Source organism: Bradyrhizobium sp. AZCC 1610 (genome assembly GCF_036924515.1).
GTDB lineage: Bacteria > Pseudomonadota > Alphaproteobacteria > Rhizobiales > Xanthobacteraceae > Bradyrhizobium.
In genome coordinates this window covers 1,798,686-1,816,804 of record NZ_JAZHRR010000001.1, presented here as the reverse complement: position 1 = coordinate 1,816,804, position 18,119 = coordinate 1,798,686, and the positions used below count along the sequence as shown (strand labels likewise).

The window sequence follows — 18,119 nt, the reverse complement described above, 5'->3', positions numbered from 1 at the left end:
ATTGAAAGCTGGGCCAGAAATTCTTCAACATTGTGACAGTCAACTCTAACTCATTGTGGGTTCTAACTCCTTGTGGGTTCAATTGGTTGCAGGAAAAATCTACTGGCTCGGGGCCCGGCGCTCAGGCGATCAGCCGCGCGGCAAAGTCGGGCAGCAGACTCGTGTTGCCCACAAGCCGGAAATCGCCGTCCGCGAGGCCTGAGCGAACCAGCCAATCGTCGAATTCTGGCGCCCGCTTCAAGCCGAAGAGATCGCGGATATACAGCGCGTCGTGGAACGAGGTCGACTGATAGTTCAGCATGACGTCGTCGGCGCCCGGCACCCCCATGATGAAGGTGACGCCGGCGGCGGCCAGCAGCGTCAAGAGATTGTCCATGTCGTCCTGATCGGCTTCGGCATGGTTGGTGTAGCAGACGTCGACACCGAGCGGCAGGCCGAGCAGCTTGCCGCAGAAATGATCCTCCAGGCCGGCGCGGATGATTTCCTTGCCGTCATACAGGTATTCCGGACCGATGAAGCCGACGACGCTGTTGACGAGCAATGGATCGAACGCGCGCGCCACCGCATAGGCGCGCGCCTCGAGAGTCTGCTGGTCGACATTGTGATGGGCGTTGGCAGACAGCGCCGAGCCCTGCCCGGTCTCGAAGTACATCACATTGTCGCCGACCGTTCCGCGGCGGAGCGACAGCCCGGCCTCACGCGCCTCGCGTAACAGCGCGAGATCGACGCCAAAGCTGCGGTTGGCAGCCTCCGTTCCCGCGATCGACTGGAACACCAGATCGACCGGAGCGCCCTGTCCGATCAATCCGAGCGTCGTGGTCACGTGCGTGAGCACGCAGGCTTGCGTCGGTATCTGCAGCCGCGAGATGATGCCGTCGAGCAACCGCAGCAATTCACCGATGATTGCCGGATCGTCGCTTGCCGGATTGATGCCGATGCAGGCGTCGCCCGATCCAAGCAGGATGCCGTCGAGGATCGAGGCGGTAATGCCCTTGGCGTCGTCGAAGGGATGGTTGGGCTGCAGCCGCACGCTCATCCGCCCCTTCAGGCCGATGGTGTTGCGAAACGCCGACGTCACGACGCATTTTTTCGCGACCAGGATCAGATCCTGGTTGCGCATCAGCTTCGAAACGCCCGCGGCCATTTCCGGCGTGATCCCGCGCGAAACGTCGCTGAGCGTTCCGCTGGTTGCGGCATCGGACAACAGCCAGTCGCGGAAGCCGCCGACGGTCAGCGAAGAGATCGGCGCAAAAGCTTGCGCCGCATGGGTATCGAGGATCAGCCGGGTGACCTCGTCGTCCTCATAAGGGATCACGGCCTCGTTGAGGAATTGCTTGAGCGGCATGTCGGCGAGCGCCATCCGCGCCGCGATCATCGCTTCCGCGCTTTCGGCCGCAACGCCGGCAAGACGATCGCCGGACCGCGGCGGCGTCGCCTTGGCGAGCAGTTCGCGCAAACCGGCGAATACGTAGGAGGTGGCGCCGATGACCTGGCGATAGACCATGCTGACTTCCTGCGCCCCTACCCGCTCCGCTGCCTCGCGATCCTATCATCACGCGCGCGACAGCGCGTAAGAGGATCTTTTCGAGTGCGGCGGGCCGCTCCGGCCAGCCGCCTCCGGCTAGTTCAGCATAGCGTAATAGCGACTGAAAAAGCTTGTCTCATAAACGAGCGCGGCGAACACGAACAGCGCATGGAACCTGGGATTACGCGTTGTCGCGGCCACCGCGCACATCAGTATGAATATGCCGATCCGCGGCAGATATTCGAGTCCCAGCGATCGGAGATAGTCTTCGCCCTTTATCAAGGTGTCGACCACATCGAGCGCTTCTGTCAGGGCCACAAAGCCAAAGAACCAGCGGCGGCGGGAAAGAAAGTAGTCCTGATAACCCTTATATTCCTCGAGATCCTGCGGGAAAAGCAGGGCGCTCAAGAAATAGTACATCGACGCGTAAACGCAGACGAAGACATACAGGACAAACGTCCAGTGGTGGACGAAGCTCAGACGAAACTCCCACCACCAGAACGTGACCACGTTCAGGAGCGCCCAGGCGACCCAGCCCAGATGAACAGACCAGATCGGGTAGCGGCCGGGATGCTGGATCAATGCCGCGATGCCGCTGACCAAACGCGTGACGCTGAGCCCGAGGATCAGGGCGATCAACACGCGGACGTGAAGATAGAGATCGACGTTGCCCGGCAAGGCGGCACTTTGAGCCATTCAGTCCCCGTTCTCACGCATTATCGAACCAGCGCGGCGCCTTGTGGCGACAGGCGTCACGTGATGATTCGAGACGATGGTTTAAGGATTGCGCGCTTGCCGCCCGGACAAGACACGTTCGACCAAGCTCCGTCGCCGTGCTCGCTGTCTAACCTGATTCGCTTCCTGCGTGCTTGCCAATGCAGGACGCCTTTCGCGAGTACGCTCGTACGCGCTTGCGGCAGGTTGGCACGCGGGCCAGATTCGCTTGGCGGCGTTGCCGTCACGGAAAAGCGAGAGCCGATCATGCCGTTCGTATTGGCAGACGGTTGCCGGGCACGGCGGCCTCTCCCGGCGCGCAGGCCGCATAAATCATCGGATGCGAGGAATAGCGCCCATCTCGTCGTGCCGAGATCGCAACCATCTCCAATTGCGCTGGCATACCAGAGCCCGCTCCGGTCGCGCAGAAATACCAAAAGTTCCCGTCTACGAAATTCGTCATAAATCTACAAGCAATTGAAGTAACTATATAATTTTACTTCGATTGCAGGGTTTGCAGTCTCGTAGGTTAAGACATTGTCCATCATAATTCAGCACAATTTGCAGATCGCCGACGGTACGTCCCGCCCCCGCTGTGGAGCGCCGGTACGGCTCGCATTGTAGAATCCCTAGCTCATTTTGGTGGCACCATGGCATCCCGGTTTTCGCTCGCAGCCAAATTGTATTCGATCTTCGCGCTGTTCGCGGTGCTCGTGGCGGCCATTACGGCCTTGTCCGACTACAACACCCGCCGGAACGCCGAACTCACAGAAGCGGTCGCAACCGCAAGCCGCGCGGCGCTCAATGTCGAGCGCGTCAATTCGCTGGTCTATGCGGTGGTGATGGAATCCCGCGGCGTCTACATGTCGACGGATCCGGCTGTCGTAAAGAAATTCGGCGACGGGTTGCTGAAGTTCAACGAACGCATTCTCGACGTCGTCAAGAACTGGCAGGCGCTGGTACAGGCCGACGACGCCCAGCAATTCGCTACCTTCAAGAAGCGCATCGAACAATTCGTCGAATTCCGCAAGGAACTGGTTCGCCGCGGCGTCGAGATCAACGCCGCCGCCGGGCGCGAATGGGGCGACAATGACGCCAACCGCGAAGTGCGCTCGGCGTTGAACAAGGATCTCGAGGCGCTCTCCCGGGTCTACGCCGAACGCAGCCGGAAACTGGCGCAACAGACAGACACCAACCACACGATGGCCTTTGTCCTGACCTGCCTGGGCGCGCTCGCGCTGATCGTGGTGGTCATGGGCGTGTTGATCATCGCCCGTTCGGTGGCGCGTCCGCTGTCATCCATTACAGATACCATCAAGCGCGTCGCGGAAGGCGCGGAAGGCGTCGAGGTCCCCCACACCAACCGAGCCGACGAAATTGGCGCCCTGGCCCGCGCGATCAAGATCTTCCAGGAAGCGATGGAGCGCAACCGCAACCTCAATTCACAGGTGCTGGAAGATTCCAGGGCGCGCGACGCGCGCACCCGGCAAATCGAAGCCTCGGTCGACGCGTTCCGGGAAGCGATCGGCGGCGTACTGCGCGCGGTCACCGACAATGCGACCTCGATGCGCGGCACCGCCCAGACCATTGCCAGCGTGTCATCGGATGCGAGCGGACGCGCGGTAGCCGCCTCCGGCGCGACCGAGCAGGCTTCCAGCAACGTCTCCGCCGTCGCCAGCGCCGCCGAAGAGCTTTCCGCTTCCGTCGAGGAAATCGGCCGCCAGGTCCGTCAATCGGCCGGCGCCGTCGAGCAGGCAGGTCAGCGCACCGAGAAATCGGTTGCCGAGATCGAGGGGCTCGCGGCCGCGACGCAACGCATCGACGGCGTGCTCACCCTGATCCAGGCGATCGCCGAGCAAACCAACCTTCTGGCGTTGAACGCGACGATCGAAGCCGCGCGCGCCGGCGACGCCGGACGCGGCTTCGCCGTAGTCGCCCACGAGGTCAAGGCACTCGCCGAGCAGACCGCCAAGGCGACTGCCGAGATCGGCCAGAATGTCAGCATGATCCAGACGTCGACCAGGAATTCGGTGGACGCGGTCCGCGAAATCGGCAACGCCGTGCGCGAGATCAACGACGTGACGTCGATCATCGCCGGCGCCATCGAGCAGCAGGATGCGGCGACCCGCGAGATATCGCAGAACGCGCAACTGGCGGCGCAGGGTAACGGTACGCTCGTCGTCAATATCGGTTCGCTCAGCGACGCCATCGGCACGACCAGCACGGCGGCGGCTTCCGTTCTCACCGCATCCAGCGAGCTCACGGCCACGGCCGAGACGCTGTCGCGCGAGGTCGAGAAATTCTTCCGCAACTTGCGCGCGGATTCGTCGGAGCCGGCGCGCAAGACCGGCACCTGAGCCGGCGGCATCTCGGGTTTCGCGCCAGAGTGTGAGGAGCCCACGAATCTGGCTCCGCAAAGTTCGGCAAGACTTCGGATTGACACTCCGCCGACACGCCGATTATTGGCCCTCGGCACGCCACAGGACTTGTTCGGGAGAAGCAGCCTGATGGCAGTCCACTCAACGCCCGTGAGTCATATTTCATGCTTCGAGGCTCCGGTTCGGGAGCTTGATTCATGCCTATCTCGACTTTCGCAACCTCGAAACGGCGGGTGCGAGATGAGCTGGATATCGGACATATCGCTGATATGGCAAAATCGACGCGAATGACACTTAGCGGATTATTAACGCTTGAGGTGCCTGATCACGTTGCGGATACTGGAGCAGTGAGATGTCGCTCATTCTGTGCCTGCTTGCCATCGCGCTGATCGGCGTTGCTGGATGGGGTATCCTGTCCGTTATGACGGAGCTGACCAAGCAGTATCCCCAGGAGCCGTTCGACACCATTTCCCGCAGATTTGAGGTCGAAGTCTTCATCTGGAGCTCCCGCGCACCACGCACATTGCGCCGTCAATACATTGCGACGCAGGCGTGCGCTGTCCCGGCAGCGCTCTGCCTAGCCGCACTAGTATGGCTGAATGAGACGCGCCCTGATGTCCATCTCTGGGGGACTGTCGCATTCTGCGCCGTGTCGCTTCTAATGGCCGGTCGTCTGGCGTGGGTCGTCATTCGGCGTGGGGTTTGACCGCATTGACGGTCCTTGCGTACAGATCCGTGCTGCAAAGCGGACGTGGATCAAGCCACGTTCGCTAATCTCGGCTTTTGGGCCCTACGGCTTAAGCCGACCGGACGGTGGCGAGGAACTTGCCGACCTCGGCCTTGAGGCGCTTGTTTTCGTTGGAGAGCAATTGCGCTGACGCCAGCACCTGGGACGACGCCGTGCCGATTTCACCGGCGCCGCGATTGACGTCGGCGATGCTGGTCGCGACCTGGGTGGAGCCGAGGGCTGCCTGCTGCACGTTGCGGGCAATCTCCTGGGTCGCCGCGCCCTGCTCTTCGACGGCGGCGGCAATCGCTGCCGCGATTTCGGAAACCCTGCCGATGGTGCCGCTGATCTCTTTGATGGCGAGCACCGAATCCAGGGTCGCTGCCTGCATCCCGGCGATCTGGGTAGAAATCTCGCTGGTGGCCTTGGCGGTCTGCGTGGCGAGCGTCTTGACCTCCTGGGCAACCACCGCAAAGCCGCGGCCGGCGTCGCCGGCTCGCGCTGCCTCAATGGTCGCATTGAGCGCCAGCAGATTGGTCTGCTCGGCAATCGTGGTGATCAATTTGGTGACGTCGCCGATGCGGTTCGCGGCATCAGACAATTCGGCGATTCGGGCGTCGGTCTTTTGCGCCTGAACCACCGCCTCGTTGGCGATCCTGTTGGAGTTCGCGACTTGTCTGCCGATTTCATTGACGGAGCTGGCCATTTCCTCCGTGGCTGACGCTACCGACTGCACGTTGGTGGAGGTTTCCTCCGAAGCCGCGGTGACGACGGTGGAGAGCTCCTGGGTGGCGGCGCTGCTGTTGGTCAGGACGGCTGCGGAATTTTCCAATTCGGACGATGCCGCGCCGACATTTTCGACGATATCGCCGACGGCGATCTCGAAGCTTTCGGCCAGATTGTGCAGCTCGGTTCGGCGCGCGGATGCCAGTTCGCGGCGTTTCTCTTCGCGCTCCGCCGTCTCGCGTTCGGCTTTGGCAATCGCCTGCACCTTGAATTCCTGGATCGCATGGGCCATCTGGCCCACTTCATCGCGGCGCTCGAGGCCGGGCAACTGAACCTCGAAATTTCCGCCCGCCAGTTCGCGCATCGCCCTCGACATCGCCACGACAGGACGGGAAATACTTCGGCCAATCAGAAACGAAACGAGGATACCGGCAAGTGCAACCGCCAGAAGGGCCGCCATCAGCGTCATCTGCTGTTGCTCGAGCTTGATCCCGGCACGGGCAATCTCCCGATCCTTGCTCTCGCTGCTATGCGTGATCAGATCGTCGGCCAGTTTTTCGATGACGGCAAAGTTTCGTTCTGCGCCCTTGATGAATATCAGCGCCGATCCGGCGTCGCCGTCGGCCATCTCGATCGCGTTTTTCGATTGCTTGAGATAGCCTGCGACCGCAGCTTTCAGCTTATCGAAAGTCTCCGGGCCGACCCCGTCCTTGATGCCTTCGACGGCCTTCAGCGCGTCGGAAATCTTGCCGGCGGCCGCGGAAGCCTCCTTGGCGACCGCGGCTATTTTCTTCTCGTCCTTTTCGTTGGCTGCGGTGGCAGCAAGACGATACAGCTTGGCGTGCGCCGTCCACACCGTGGTGGTGAGATCATTGGCCAGTTCCGATTGCCGCACCGGCCCGGACACCAGCGCATCGACGGCGGCCTGATTCGACCGCAACGTCTGCAACGCATAGGCGCCGAGCCCGATCAGCACGACGATCAGAAAAGCCGGCGCGAGCTGGACTTTCCACGAAAGGCCAATGTTTCTGATCCAGCCGAGCATATCACCCCTTCAATGCGGCGATCGCCGCACGACAACGCAAACGCTTGATCGGGGTCAGAGCTTGTAGACGCCTGCGCAGACGGCCGTGTTGTCCACCTTCTCGCAGTACATTTCCTTCGGCTCGACCTTCTTGCTGACCGGATTGACGAACTTGTAATCCTGCCAGAACGTCGGCTGCTTGGCGGCGAGTTCGACGCGCTCCTTGACGTAGAGCTTGCCGTCGACGTCCTGGGCATCGATCAGGTCCTTGCCGACAAACTTTTCGTTGGAGCCGTGCGCGAGCACTTTGCCGTCGAGCTGATAGACCACGACGTAGAGGTCGCGATCACGGAACTTGCTGGCCTTGTTGGTGATCTCGGGATACGCCTTTTCGGCGCCCTGATCCCTGATGAAGGCGACCGCCTGTTTGACCATGGCGACGGCTTCGTCCTTGTTCGCTCCACCGCCCGCACTGGCGGCACCTCCGAGAACGAGCATGGCTGCCACGGCAGAAACGAACGGCTTTGTTGACCAATTGTTCACGATTGTCTCCCGGTTAGGTGGGTTGGACTTGCAGACGCGGTTCCGCGCACGTCAGGATGGCGGCAAAAGAGCAAAGCTTCCGTTAAGGTGCCTATCCGTAGTGCAGCGGAGATTGGCGCAGCCTAACCGCTTGGCAGGATAACCGGTCGTTAAGGAATCAGGCGCGGGAGGTATCCCGCCTCACTCGACCAACAGCACGTCCACGGCAACGCTGAGCTTCTGCTTGCGCGAGCCGACGATGATGCCGTCGACCGGCGAGACGTCGGAGAAGTCGCGCCCCACCGCCAGAATGATGTGATCGTTCTCGACCAGCAGGTCGTTGGTCGGATCGAACCCGATCCAGCCGAGTTCGGCGCCGCACCACACCGAGACCCAGGCGTGGGTGGCATCGGCGCCCTGCAGCCGCGGCTGGCCCGGCGGCGGAACGGTGCGGAGATAGCCGCTGACATAGGCCGCCGGCAGCCCGAGCCCGCGCAAGCCCGCAATCATCACATGGGCAAAGTCCTGGCAGACGCCGTGGCGTTTCTCGAACACTTCCCTGAGCGGCGTCGAGATTACCGTGGCCTTCGGGTCGTACCTGAAATCGTTGCGGATCCGGTGCATCAGGTCGACGGCGCCTGAGAGGATGCCGCCGCCCAGCGGGAAGCTTGGCGCGGCATAGGCGGTAAGCGGCGCCAGCACCGGCACCAGCGAACTCGCAAAGACATATCCGACGGGCGAGGCCGGGCCAAGACTGGTGGCCTCGAACGCCACATCGCGGATATCTTCCCATGACGGGCTCGGCGCATTGCGCGCCGGCGCATTGCGCGACACCGAAACCCGCGAGCGGGAATCGATCCGCAAGTTGCGGTGCGCGGTCTCGATCAGCACGCTCTCGGTATGGGTTCCGAAAAAATCCCGCCGCGCCGTGCGTTCCACCGGCTTGGGCCGGATCTCGACCGTATGCGAGATCAGTTGCTGTCCGTCACTGCTGCGCGGCTCCAGCCGCAGCGAGCACCGCGCAAAGCTCACCGGGCTTTCGTAAGCGTAGGTCGTGACGTGACGGATGTCGTAGATCACGCGAGGCCTGTCAGCTTCTCCGGCCGGCTCGCATTGGGCCCGTGCGGAAAGTAATGCAGACCGATGGCATCGGCGAGATTGAGCAGATCCTGCTCCAGCGCGAACAGGGTTTTGACATCCAGCGTCGCGGCCTCGGCTGTCGTCAACATCGCCTGCAACGCTACCGCCAGCCGCTGCGGCCGCTCGATCAGGCCGTGCTCCTTCAGGCTTGGGAGTGCGGCAATGTGATCATGCAGCGTCGCCACCTGAAACGCGACCGAGCGCGGATTATAGGGATCGAGCACCGCGAGATCGCGCACCGGCGCCAGCGCCGGGCCGACCAGATAGCGCGAACGATAGGTGATCTGGCAATCGACCAGCGTCAGCAGCACATCGAGGTCTTCATCGCCGGCTTCGTCATAGGCGAACTGTCGCGCGAACCGCGCGGTGTTGATGGCGCGCTCGACACGGCGGCCCATGTCGAGGAAGCGCCAGCCCGCGGCGCGATTCATGTTTTCCTGCGCCAAACCTGCAAGGCTTGCCAGTTCCTGCAACGTCAGTTCGGCGGCGCTGACGACGCTGTCATCGTCGTCGACCTGCAAGGCGAGACGCTCCACCATCTCGGTGATGATCTGCCAGGCATCTGGCGAAAGCCGCTCGCGCAACGAGCTCGCGGTACGCTGCGCCGATTTTACCAATGACAAAGCCGAGCCGAATTTGTCCGGGCTCTGCAGCGCCTCGGCGACGACCCTTGCGGGGTGGGTCCGCGTCGCCTGCGAGGTCGCGCCCCAGGTCACCAGAAGCCGCTGGATGCGCTCGACCGAGGGCAGCGTGGTCGACGATCCCTTGACGGGGTCGCGCATCGGCGCGCCGAGCGCGCGGATCAGCCGCAGCGTCGCCTCGGCGCGCTCGAGATAGCGACCGAGCCAGAACAGATTGTCCGCAGCCCGGCTCGGGACCACGCCGGCGATGCGCCGGATGCGCACGGCTTCGGCGGCCGGCAGCAGCGTCGAAGCCGACACTGCTTTGTCGGAGACAATCCAGACATCCGCCGACCGCGCGCCATCGCCCATCGAGACGGCACGGGCATCGGGCTCGTCAGCGATCCGGCAGAAGCCGCCAGGCAGGATCGTCCAGCCCTGGGGCGTTGCCGCGGCAAATACCCTGAGCACAAACGGGCGCGGCGTGATCCGGCCCTGCTCCCACACCGGCGTCGTCGACAGCCGCACCAGTTCCTGGCCGACATAATCGATGCCGCGATCGGCGATCGCGCCCCTCAGCCGGTCGCGCTCGGCAGGCGACAACTCGGCGGCGAGCACCGGCCCATGGCTGGAAAAGCCAGGAACGGCCCGGCCATAGGCGCCCTCGATCGCGAAATCTTCCAGCCGCGACAACACTTCCTCGCGCGCGGATTTCTGCCCGCACCACCAGGTCGCGATGTGCGGCATGATCAAATTCTCGCCGAGCAGCCGCCGGCACAGGCTGGGCAGGAACCCGAGCAGCGCCCGCGCCTCCAATACGCCCGAGCCCGGCATGTTGGCGACGACGACGCCGTTCTTGCGCAGCACGTCGACCAGGCCGGGCACGCCGAGATGCGACGACGCATCGAGTTCGAGCGGATCGAGGAAATTCGAATCAACCCGGCGCAGCAGCACGTCGAGCCGCTTCAGGCCGGCGACGGTGCGGATGTAGATGCGGTCGCCGCTGACGGCGAGATCGTCGCCCTCGACCAGCAGGAAGCCGAGGTAGCGCGCCAGGGTGGCGTGCTCGAAATAGGTCTCGCTGAAGACGCCCGGCGTCAGTAACCCGATCCGCGGCTCGTCGCGGTCGGCGCTGGCACGTAGTGAATCGCGGAATGCCTCGAAGAACGGCGCCACGCGCTCGACATTCATCGACTTGTAAAGGTTGGAAAAGGCGCGCGACAGCACCAGGCGATTTTCCAGCGCGTAGCCGGCGCCCGATGGCGCCTGGGTGCGGTCGTTGAGCACCCACCAGCGCCCATCGGGGCCGCGGCCGACATCGGCCGCATAGAAATGCAAATAGCGGTTTCCCGGCGGTTTGACGCCGCAAACCGCGCGCAGATATTCGTTGCTGCCGGCAATCGCGGCCGCGGGCACCGCGCCATCGGTGACCAGCCGGCCCTCGCCATAGAGATCGCGCAGCACCATTTCGAACAATTGGGCGCGTTGCGCGATGCCCGTGGTCAGTTGCTGCCAATCGGCCTCGTCGATGATCAGCGGCAGATGGCTGAGCGGCCACAGCCGGTCGGCGGTCTCGCCGGGCGCACGGTAGGTGACGCCGGCCTCACGCAGGTGCCGGTCCGCGGAGGCGAAGCGCCGCTCGATATCGGCTGGCGAAAGCGCGGCGAAGGCATCGAAGAAACGGCTCCACGCCACGCGGGGCGCGCCGTCCTCGCCGATATATTCGTCGGGAATGCCGGGCAACCGCGCATAGTCGCGCGTCCATTGCGCGATCCGGCGCTGGCCCGGACGGGCCTTGCTTTCCTGACTGTTGCCTTGGCCGGCCATTCCGATTCCCCGAGAGCGTTGCTCCCGATTAGATCAGGAGCGGCGTCCTCAAGTCGAGCGTCAAAGGGAATTCATTTGTGCGTTCCTCGGGCGGCGGGTCGATCTTGCCGGGGGTGTGGCCGTGGTCCTGAAACCGGGCCAGCCGCCGGGCTTCCGCCTCATAGGAATTGACCGGCTTGGTATCGTAGCTGCGCCCGCCGGGATGGGCGACGTGGTAGACGCAGCCGCCGAGCGAGCGGCCGTTCCAGGTATCGATCAAGTCAAATGTCAGGGGGGCGTGGACCGGAATAGTCGGATGCAGCCCCGAGGCCGGCTGCCAGGCCTTGAAGCGGACCGCGGCGACGGCCTCGCCGGACCGGCCGGTTGCCGTCATCGGCATCCGCCTGCCGTTGCAGGTCACAACATGACGGCCTTCGACGAAGCCCACAGCCTTGACCTGCAGCCGCTCCACCGAAGAGTCGACATAGCGCACGGTGCCGCCCGCCGAGCCTTCTTCGCCAAGCACGTGCCAGGGCTCCAGCGCCTGACGCAATTCCAGCGCGACACCACCATGATGGACGCGGCCGAACACCGGAAAACGAAACTCGAGCTGTGCCGAATACCATTCGTGCGAAAACTCGTAGCCGGATTGCCGGAGCTCATCGAGCACGCCGAGAAAATCCTCCCAGAGGAAATGCGGCAGCATGAAGCGATCGTGCAGCGCCGTGCCCCAGCGCACGAACTTGCCCTGCTGCGGCTCGCGCCAAAGCTTTGCGATCAGCGCGCGGATCAGCAATTGCTGCGCCAGCGACATCCTGGGATCGGGCGGCATTTCGAGCGCGCGGAATTCGACCAGCCCGAGGCGGCCGGTCGGCCCATCAGGCGAATAGAGCTTGTCGATGCAGATTTCAGCGCGATGGGTATTGCCTGTTATGTCGACCAGGATGTGCCGGAACAGCCGGTCGACCAGCCACAGCGGGGCCTCGATCTCAGGCGGCGGCACATGAGCCAGCGCGATTTCCAGTTCATAGAGCCCGTCATGCCGGGCCTCGTCGATGCGCGGCGCCTGGCTGGTCGGGCCGATGAACATGCCGGAGAACAAATACGACAGCGACGGATGGCGCTGCCAGTACAGCACGAGGCTCTTCAAGAGATCGGGGCGACGCAGGAACGGCGAATCCTGCGGCGTCGAGCCACCGACCACGACATGGTTGCCGCCGCCCGTGCCTGTATGGCGGCCATCGACCAGAAAACGGTTGGCGCCGAGCCGAACTTTTGCGGCGTCGTCATACAGGCCGAAAGTGATATCGACCGCCTCGCGCCAGCTCTGCGCCGGCTGGACGTTGATTTCGATCACGCCGGGATCCGGTGTCACCTTGATCACCTCGACGCGCGGATCGTAAGGCGGCCCGTAGCCTTCGACATAAACCTGGACTTGCAGTTCCTCGGCGGCCGCTTCGAGCGCCGCGATCAGTTCGAGATAATCCTCAAGCTTTTCGACCGGCGGCATGAACGCGCACAAGACGCCGTCGCGGATTTCGACGGATGCCGCCGTGCGCACCGGCTTGGGTTTGGGTTTCGGCTTCTCCGCCAGCGTTGCGGGCGCGCCTCCCGCTTCGGCGTCTTTATCTTCGACCGCGAGTTCGAGACGCGGCTCCATCGGGTCCTGCTCGACCACGTATGGATACTCTTCCGGAGGGACATGCGGCAGCGATGCCATCGGCAGCCGCAGCCCGAGCGGGGAATCACCCGGTATCAAAAACAGATGGCCACGCTTGAGCTGCCAGCGCTCGCTCATCCAGCCCGAGGCGTCGCCGTCCGCGTGCTGGATCGGCAGCACGAAGCCTTTGGGTTTGTTCAAGCCCTCATCGAATACCCGCGCCATGCGCGAGCGCTCTTCGGGATCGGCGAGTTTGGAGTCGCTGGGATCGACATTGAGCGGAAGTGCTGCTTCCTTCTGCAGCCAGTGTACGGAATCTTCATAGGCCGGCATGACGTAGCCGGCATCCAGACCGAGCCGCTTCGCGGTGCCTTCCATGAGAGCTCTGGCGTCTTCTATGTCGGCCTTGCGCGGGTTCTCGATACTCGCGATCAGCTCGGCATTCTTCCAGATCGGCACGCCGTCCTTGCGCCAATAGAGCCCGAACGCCCAGCGCGGCAGGCTCTCGCCCGGATACCATTTGCCCTGCCCGTAATGCAAAAGCCCGCCCGGCGCAAAGCGGGCCTGCAGCTTGCGGATCAGTTCGTCCGCCAGCGCCTGCTTGGTCGGGCCGATGGCGGCGATGTTCCATTCCGGTGATTCCAGATCGTCGACGGAGACGAAGGTCGGCTCGCCGCCCATGGTCAGCCGCACGTCGTCGCGCTTGAGATCGGCATCGACCTGCTCGCCGAGGCTATCGAGCCGCGCCCAGGATTCATCCGAGAACGGCCGCGTGATCCGCGGCGCCTCGCGGATACGCTTGACGCTCATTTCGAATCCAAATTCGACGTTGGCGAAGCCCGCGCTGCCCGAGATCGGCGCCGCCGAACGGTAATGCGGCGTGGCGGCGACGGGAATGTGCCCCTCGCCCGTCAGCATGCCCGAGGTGACGTCGAACCCGATCCAGCCCGCGCCCGGAAGATAGACTTCGGCCCAGGCGTGCAGATCGGTGAAATCGCTCTCGACCTCGCGCGGCCCGTCGACCGGATCGATGTCGGGACGCAATTGCATCAGATAGCCGGAGACGAAACGCGCGGCGAGGCCGAGGTGTCGGAAGATCTGGATCAACAGCCACGCGGAGTCGCGGCACGAGCCGGTGCCGCGCGCCAGCGTCTCTTCCGGCGTCTGAATGCCCGGCTCCATCCGGATGACGTAGCTGATCTTTTTCTGCAATTGCGCGTTGAGCTCGACCAGGAAATTGACGGTGCTGTCGGCCTCGCGCGGAATCTCTTTCAAGTAAGCTGCGAACAGCGGTCCCTGCTCAGTGGTGACGAGATAGGGCGCAAGCTCGGTCTTGAGGTCGGCGGGGTATTGAAACGGAAAGGAGTTGACGTAGGGCTCGACGAAGAAGTCAAAAGGATTGACCACCGTCATCTGCGCGGTGAAGTCGACTTCGATCTTGAGTTCGGTCGCCTTCTCCGGAAAGACGAAGCGCGCCAGCCAGTTGCCCTGCGGATCCTGCTGCCAGTTCACGAAATGATTTGCCGGCGTCACCTTGAGCGAATAGCTCAGGATCGGCGTCCGCGTATGCGGCGCCGGCCGCAGGCGTACGGTTTGCGGGCCGAGATCGATCGGTCGGTCGTATTTGTAGTGCGTGACGTGATGCAGTGCGACGAAGATCGACACGGACCGGAAACTCCAGCGGCTTTTTTAAGCAGAACACTGCTTCCGGGTAGGATCAAGCACTAACAACGGGCAGCGATTGCCCAGCCAAAGGGCGATTTGTGGCGGATTGCTTGCCGGAGCCGTCGACCTATGGTTGATTTGAAGATATCGATGCGGTCGCTGGGAGTCGTCGATGAGTTTCCTGGTAGAGCTGGCCCGAGGCGCATATCCCGCGGACGCCCTGAACCGCTTCAAGACAACTTCTCAATTCGGCCTCGACAATGCGCGCGCGATGATGTGGCTGTCGCAGCTCGCCTACGAGACTGCGCACCAGGACAAGATCAAGGACATCCTCGGCTCCTGGACCATGAACATGCGCGCATTCGTGAGCAACGATCCCATTACGGGCCTGCCGCCTCATAGCGCCTGCGTTGTCGTTGCGGGCGGACGCGGCGCGACAATCGTTACCTTCTCCGGTACCGACCCGCTCAAAATCGAAGACTGGATCACCAACTTCACCCCGGCACTTTCCACTTCCGATCTGCACAGCGGTTTCGAGCGGGCTGTCGACACGGTCTGGCCGGTCATCAAGCCGCTCATCGAGAACCGTCCCTCCGCCGAGCAACATCTGTTTTTCACTGGACACAGCCTTGGCGGCGCGCTGGCGCTCATTGCTGCAGAACGCGCCGTGCGCGAACTCGGGCCTCGGGGTCAAGCGATGGCCGTCCATACATTTGGCGGCCCGCGCGTCGGCGGCGTGACCTTCTTCAATGCTTACACGCCCAACCTGGGCGATCGCACATTTCGCCTTGTTCATGGAGGCGATATCGTCGCAACCGTGCCGCCGACCAGCAACTTTCGCCATGTCGGCCAATCCATCCAATGTCCAAGCGACGGAAGTTTCGAGGGCGCGCAGATCACCCCCGCCCAGGATAACAAACCGGCCTTTATCGAAAGCATAGTTCAGGACGGGCTTGCCGATTTCAGGGCGTTCGCGGCGGTTCGCTTCCTTCGCCGCATCGGCCCGCGGCCGCTCGACCGGCTCGCGGTGTTGCTGCCGCGTATGGTACGCGACCACATACCATCGAACTATTTCCGGGCGCTCGGGATCCCGCTGTAAAGCGCGATCACATCGTCGCCCCTAACACCCACGGCGCGAACTCGGCGCCGCCGAAGTCAAAGCTTTCGCTCTTGGTCAGCTGGCCGGATGCCGTTTTCAGCATCAGCTCGAAAATGCGCTGGCCGCATTGCTGCACGGTTTCCTCGCCGTCGAGGATGGTGCCGCAATTGACGTCCATGTCGTCTTCCATCCGCTTGTACATCGGCGTGTTGGTCGCGAGCTTGATCGAGGGCGCAGGCTTGCAGCCGAATACGCTGCCACGTCCCGTGGTGAAGCAGACCATGTTGGCGCCGCCAGCCACTTGGCCCGTGGCCGCGACCGGGTCGTAGCCGGGCGTGTCCATGAAGACAAAACCCTTCTTGGTGATGGGCTCGGCGTAATTGAGCACGTCGACCAGATTGGTGCTGCCGGCCTTGGCCATCGCGCCCAATGATTTTTCCAGGATCGTGGTGAGGCCGCCGGCCTTGTTGCCGGGGCTCGGATTGGCGTTCATCTCGGCGCCTTCGCGCCTGGTGTACTCCTCCCACCAGCGCATCAGGCCGACGAGCTTTTCGCCGACCTCGCGGCTGACCGCGCGCCGGGTCAGCAGATGCTCCGCGCCATAGGTTTCCGGCGTCTCCGAGAGGATCACGGTGCCGCCGTGAGCAACCAGGAGATCGCTCGCCGCGCCGAGCGCCGGGTTCGCGGATACGCCGGAATAACCGTCGGAGCCACCGCATTGCAGCGCCACGGTCAATTCGCTGGCCGGCACCGGCTCACGCTTTACTTTATTGGCGTCGGTCAACGCCTCCTTCACGAAGGCTATCCCGGCCTCCACCGTCTTGCGGGTGCCGCCGACTTCCTGGATGTCCATCGCGCGCAGGCGGCCGGCAAGCTTCTGCTCCTGCATCAGGCCGCCAATCTGGTTGACCTCGCAGCCGAGGCCCAGCACGACGACGGCGGAAAAATTCACATGCCGCGCATAGCCGCCGAGCGTCCGGCGCAGCAGCGCCAGCGGCTCGTCCTGCGTCATGCCGCAGCCGGTCTTGTGGGTCAGCGCCACCACACCGTCGACATTTGGGAAATCGGCCAGCGGATTGTCGCCGGTGAACGGGTTCTTCTTGAACATGTCGGCGACGATGCCGGCGACATGGGCGCTGCAATTCACCGAGGTGAGGATACCGATATAGTTGCGCGTCGCGACCCGGCCGTCGGCGCGGCGGATGCCCTCGAAGGTCGCCGGCAGATCGAAATTCGGCACCGGCTTGACGTCGACGCCATAGGCATAGTCCTTGGCGAAATCGCCCATGCCGCAGTTCTGGGTGTGAACATGCTGGCCCGGCGCGATCGGCGCGGTGGCGAAACCGATGATCTGGCCGTAGCGGCGTACCGCTTCGCCCACCGCAATCGGCTTGATCGCAACCTTGTGGCCCGCCGGGATGCGCTCGACCGTGGTGACCCCTTCGGCCACCACCATGCCGGGCGGCAGGCTCGCGCGCGCGATCAGCACGCCGTCGTCGGGATGCAGGCGGATCACGGGTGCCGGGGTCATGGGGTGTCTCCTGTCAGGCTGCGAGGTACCGTGCCCCGGATGCAGCGCAGCGCGCAAGCGGTGCGCTGCTGTTCCGGGGCCCACGCATACCGCTCGCATCTATGGGTCCCGGCTCTGCGGTGCACCGCTAAGAAGCGGTGCACCGCGTCCGGGACACGAGGCGTTTACGCCTTGCCGCCCGAGTCCTTGCGGGTCTGATTCACCTGCATCTTGGCGTAGGTCATCATCAACCCGCTCTCGTTTGACAGCGTCACAAGCTTGAAGCCCATGTTGATCGCGCGCACCGCGCCCTCGGCGCCGGAGCAGTGGATGCCGGGATTGAGGCCGCGCCTGCCGCATTCCTTGACGATCTTCTCGTAGATCTTGAGGATTTCCGGCTCGTCGCGGTCGAGCTTCGGCACCAGGCCGTAGGAGAAGCCGAGGTCGGACGGGCCGATATAGACGCCGTCGATGCCTTCGACGTCGAGGATCGATTCCATGTTCTCGACCGCCGTCCTGGTCTCCATCATCGGCAGCAGGACGATCTCGTCATTGGCCGTCTGCTGGTAGGTACCGGCGGAGCCGTACATGCCGGAGCGGATCGGGCCGTTCGAGCGCGTGCCCTTCGGCGGGTATTTTGCATACTGGACGAGGTTCCTGGCTTCCTGTGGAGTGTTGATCATCGGGCAGATTACGCCATAGGCGCCGCCATCGAGAACCTTGCCGATGATGCCGGGCTCGTTCCAGGGCACGCGGACCATCGGCGTCACCGGGTGGCCGTTCATCGCCTGAAAGCATTGCACCATCGAAAGGTAATCCTGCACGCCGTGCTGCATGTCGACGGTGACGCTGTCGAAACCGCATTGCGCGATCACTTCGGCCGAGAAGCCGGACGGGATCGCGAGCCATGCGTTCACCACGGCCTTGCCCGAGGCCCATACTTTCTTGACATTATTGGTAGCCATTGATCGCTTTCCCTTTGTGATCGTTACGATTGTTGGAG

General features: G+C 63.3%; 12 protein-coding genes. 3 read left to right on the top strand and 9 right to left on the bottom strand.

Annotated elements, in window-relative coordinates; genetic code table 11:
• Window positions 1–121 precede the first annotated feature (121 nt).
• Together V1279_RS08725 and V1279_RS08720 are read right to left on the bottom strand one after the other, a co-directional pair.
• Window positions 122–1,504, bottom strand: a complete 1,383-nt coding sequence (locus V1279_RS08725; protein WP_334434378.1) for an ethanolamine ammonia-lyase subunit EutB — start codon at window positions 1,502–1,504, stop codon at window positions 122–124.
• A gap of 117 nt (window positions 1,505–1,621) precedes the next feature.
• A complete protein-coding gene (locus tag V1279_RS08720; protein WP_334434377.1) occupies window positions 1,622–2,221 on the bottom strand; it encodes a hypothetical protein in 600 nt (199 codons plus the stop codon).
• Between the two features lie 668 nt (window positions 2,222–2,889).
• Here V1279_RS08720 and V1279_RS08715 point away from each other — a divergent pair.
• A complete protein-coding gene (locus tag V1279_RS08715; protein WP_334434376.1) occupies window positions 2,890–4,596 on the top strand; it encodes a methyl-accepting chemotaxis protein in 1,707 nt (568 codons plus the stop codon).
• 373 nt (window positions 4,597–4,969) lie between these two features.
• Window positions 4,970–5,323 carry a hypothetical protein gene (locus V1279_RS08710; protein ID WP_334434375.1) on the top strand — a complete coding sequence of 118 codons (354 nt, stop codon included), beginning with the start codon at window positions 4,970–4,972 and terminating at the stop codon, window positions 5,321–5,323.
• 91 nt (window positions 5,324–5,414) lie between these two features.
• On the opposite strand, the gene V1279_RS08705 is transcribed toward V1279_RS08710, so the two are convergent.
• The 5 genes from V1279_RS08705 to V1279_RS08685 all read right to left on the bottom strand — a co-directional run bounded on the left by V1279_RS08705 (window position 5,415) and on the right by V1279_RS08685 (window position 14,507).
• Window positions 5,415–7,115 (bottom strand): methyl-accepting chemotaxis protein, encoded by a 1,701-nt coding sequence (locus tag V1279_RS08705; protein WP_334434374.1) that lies wholly within the window; start codon window positions 7,113–7,115, stop codon window positions 5,415–5,417.
• A gap of 54 nt (window positions 7,116–7,169) precedes the next feature.
• Complete coding sequence (locus tag V1279_RS08700) at window positions 7,170–7,592, bottom strand: cache domain-containing protein (protein ID WP_334446269.1); 423 nt, start codon at window positions 7,590–7,592, stop codon at window positions 7,170–7,172.
• 225 nt (window positions 7,593–7,817) lie between these two features.
• Complete coding sequence (locus V1279_RS08695; protein ID WP_334434373.1) at window positions 7,818–8,696, bottom strand: transglutaminase family protein; 879 nt, start codon at window positions 8,694–8,696, stop codon at window positions 7,818–7,820.
• Window positions 8,693–11,203, bottom strand: coding sequence for a circularly permuted type 2 ATP-grasp protein (locus V1279_RS08690; protein WP_334434372.1), 2,511 nt, complete (start codon window positions 11,201–11,203; stop codon window positions 8,693–8,695). Before V1279_RS08690 ends, V1279_RS08695 begins: the two co-directional genes overlap by 4 nt.
• 28 nt (window positions 11,204–11,231) lie before the next feature.
• Window positions 11,232–14,507, bottom strand: a complete 3,276-nt coding sequence (locus V1279_RS08685; RefSeq protein WP_334434371.1) for a transglutaminase family protein — start codon at window positions 14,505–14,507, stop codon at window positions 11,232–11,234.
• A gap of 172 nt (window positions 14,508–14,679) precedes the next feature.
• On the opposite strand from V1279_RS08685, the gene V1279_RS08680 reads away from it, so the two are divergent.
• On the top strand, window positions 14,680–15,606 hold the full coding sequence (locus tag V1279_RS08680) for a lipase family protein (RefSeq protein WP_334434370.1): 927 nt from the start codon (window positions 14,680–14,682) through the stop codon (window positions 15,604–15,606).
• A gap of 7 nt (window positions 15,607–15,613) precedes the next feature.
• Here V1279_RS08680 and V1279_RS08675 read toward each other — a convergent pair whose 3' ends face one another.
• Window positions 15,614–17,137, bottom strand: a complete 1,524-nt coding sequence (locus tag V1279_RS08675; protein ID WP_334434369.1) for a UxaA family hydrolase — start codon at window positions 17,135–17,137, stop codon at window positions 15,614–15,616.
• Window positions 17,138–17,301: 164 nt separating this feature from the next.
• Window positions 17,302–18,081, bottom strand: coding sequence for an HpcH/HpaI aldolase family protein (locus V1279_RS08670; protein WP_334434368.1), 780 nt, complete (start codon window positions 18,079–18,081; stop codon window positions 17,302–17,304).
• Between the last annotated feature and the right edge of the window lie 38 nt (window positions 18,082–18,119).

Bases quoted from the DNA above. Each gene is read 5' to 3' on its own strand.
- V1279_RS08710 (WP_334434375.1), top strand. From the start codon at position 4,970: ATGTCGCTCATTCTGTGCCTGCTTGCCATCGCGCTGATCGGCGTTGCT.
- V1279_RS08720 (WP_334434377.1), bottom strand. From the start codon at position 2,221: ATGGCTCAAAGTGCCGCCTTGCCGGGCAACGTCGATCTCTATCTTCAC.
- V1279_RS08725 (WP_334434378.1), bottom strand. From the start codon at position 1,504: ATGGTCTATCGCCAGGTCATCGGCGCCACCTCCTACGTATTCGCCGGT.
- V1279_RS08670 (WP_334434368.1), bottom strand. From the start codon at position 18,081: ATGGCTACCAATAATGTCAAGAAAGTATGGGCCTCGGGCAAGGCCGTG.
- V1279_RS08680 (WP_334434370.1), top strand. From the start codon at position 14,680: ATGAGTTTCCTGGTAGAGCTGGCCCGAGGCGCATATCCCGCGGACGCC.
- V1279_RS08690 (WP_334434372.1), bottom strand. From the start codon at position 11,203: ATGGCCGGCCAAGGCAACAGTCAGGAAAGCAAGGCCCGTCCGGGCCAG.
- V1279_RS08675 (WP_334434369.1), bottom strand. From the start codon at position 17,137: ATGACCCCGGCACCCGTGATCCGCCTGCATCCCGACGACGGCGTGCTG.
- V1279_RS08705 (WP_334434374.1), bottom strand. From the start codon at position 7,115: ATGCTCGGCTGGATCAGAAACATTGGCCTTTCGTGGAAAGTCCAGCTC.
- V1279_RS08715 (WP_334434376.1), top strand. From the start codon at position 2,890: ATGGCATCCCGGTTTTCGCTCGCAGCCAAATTGTATTCGATCTTCGCG.
- V1279_RS08700 (WP_334446269.1), bottom strand. From the start codon at position 7,592: ATGCTCGTTCTCGGAGGTGCCGCCAGTGCGGGCGGTGGAGCGAACAAG.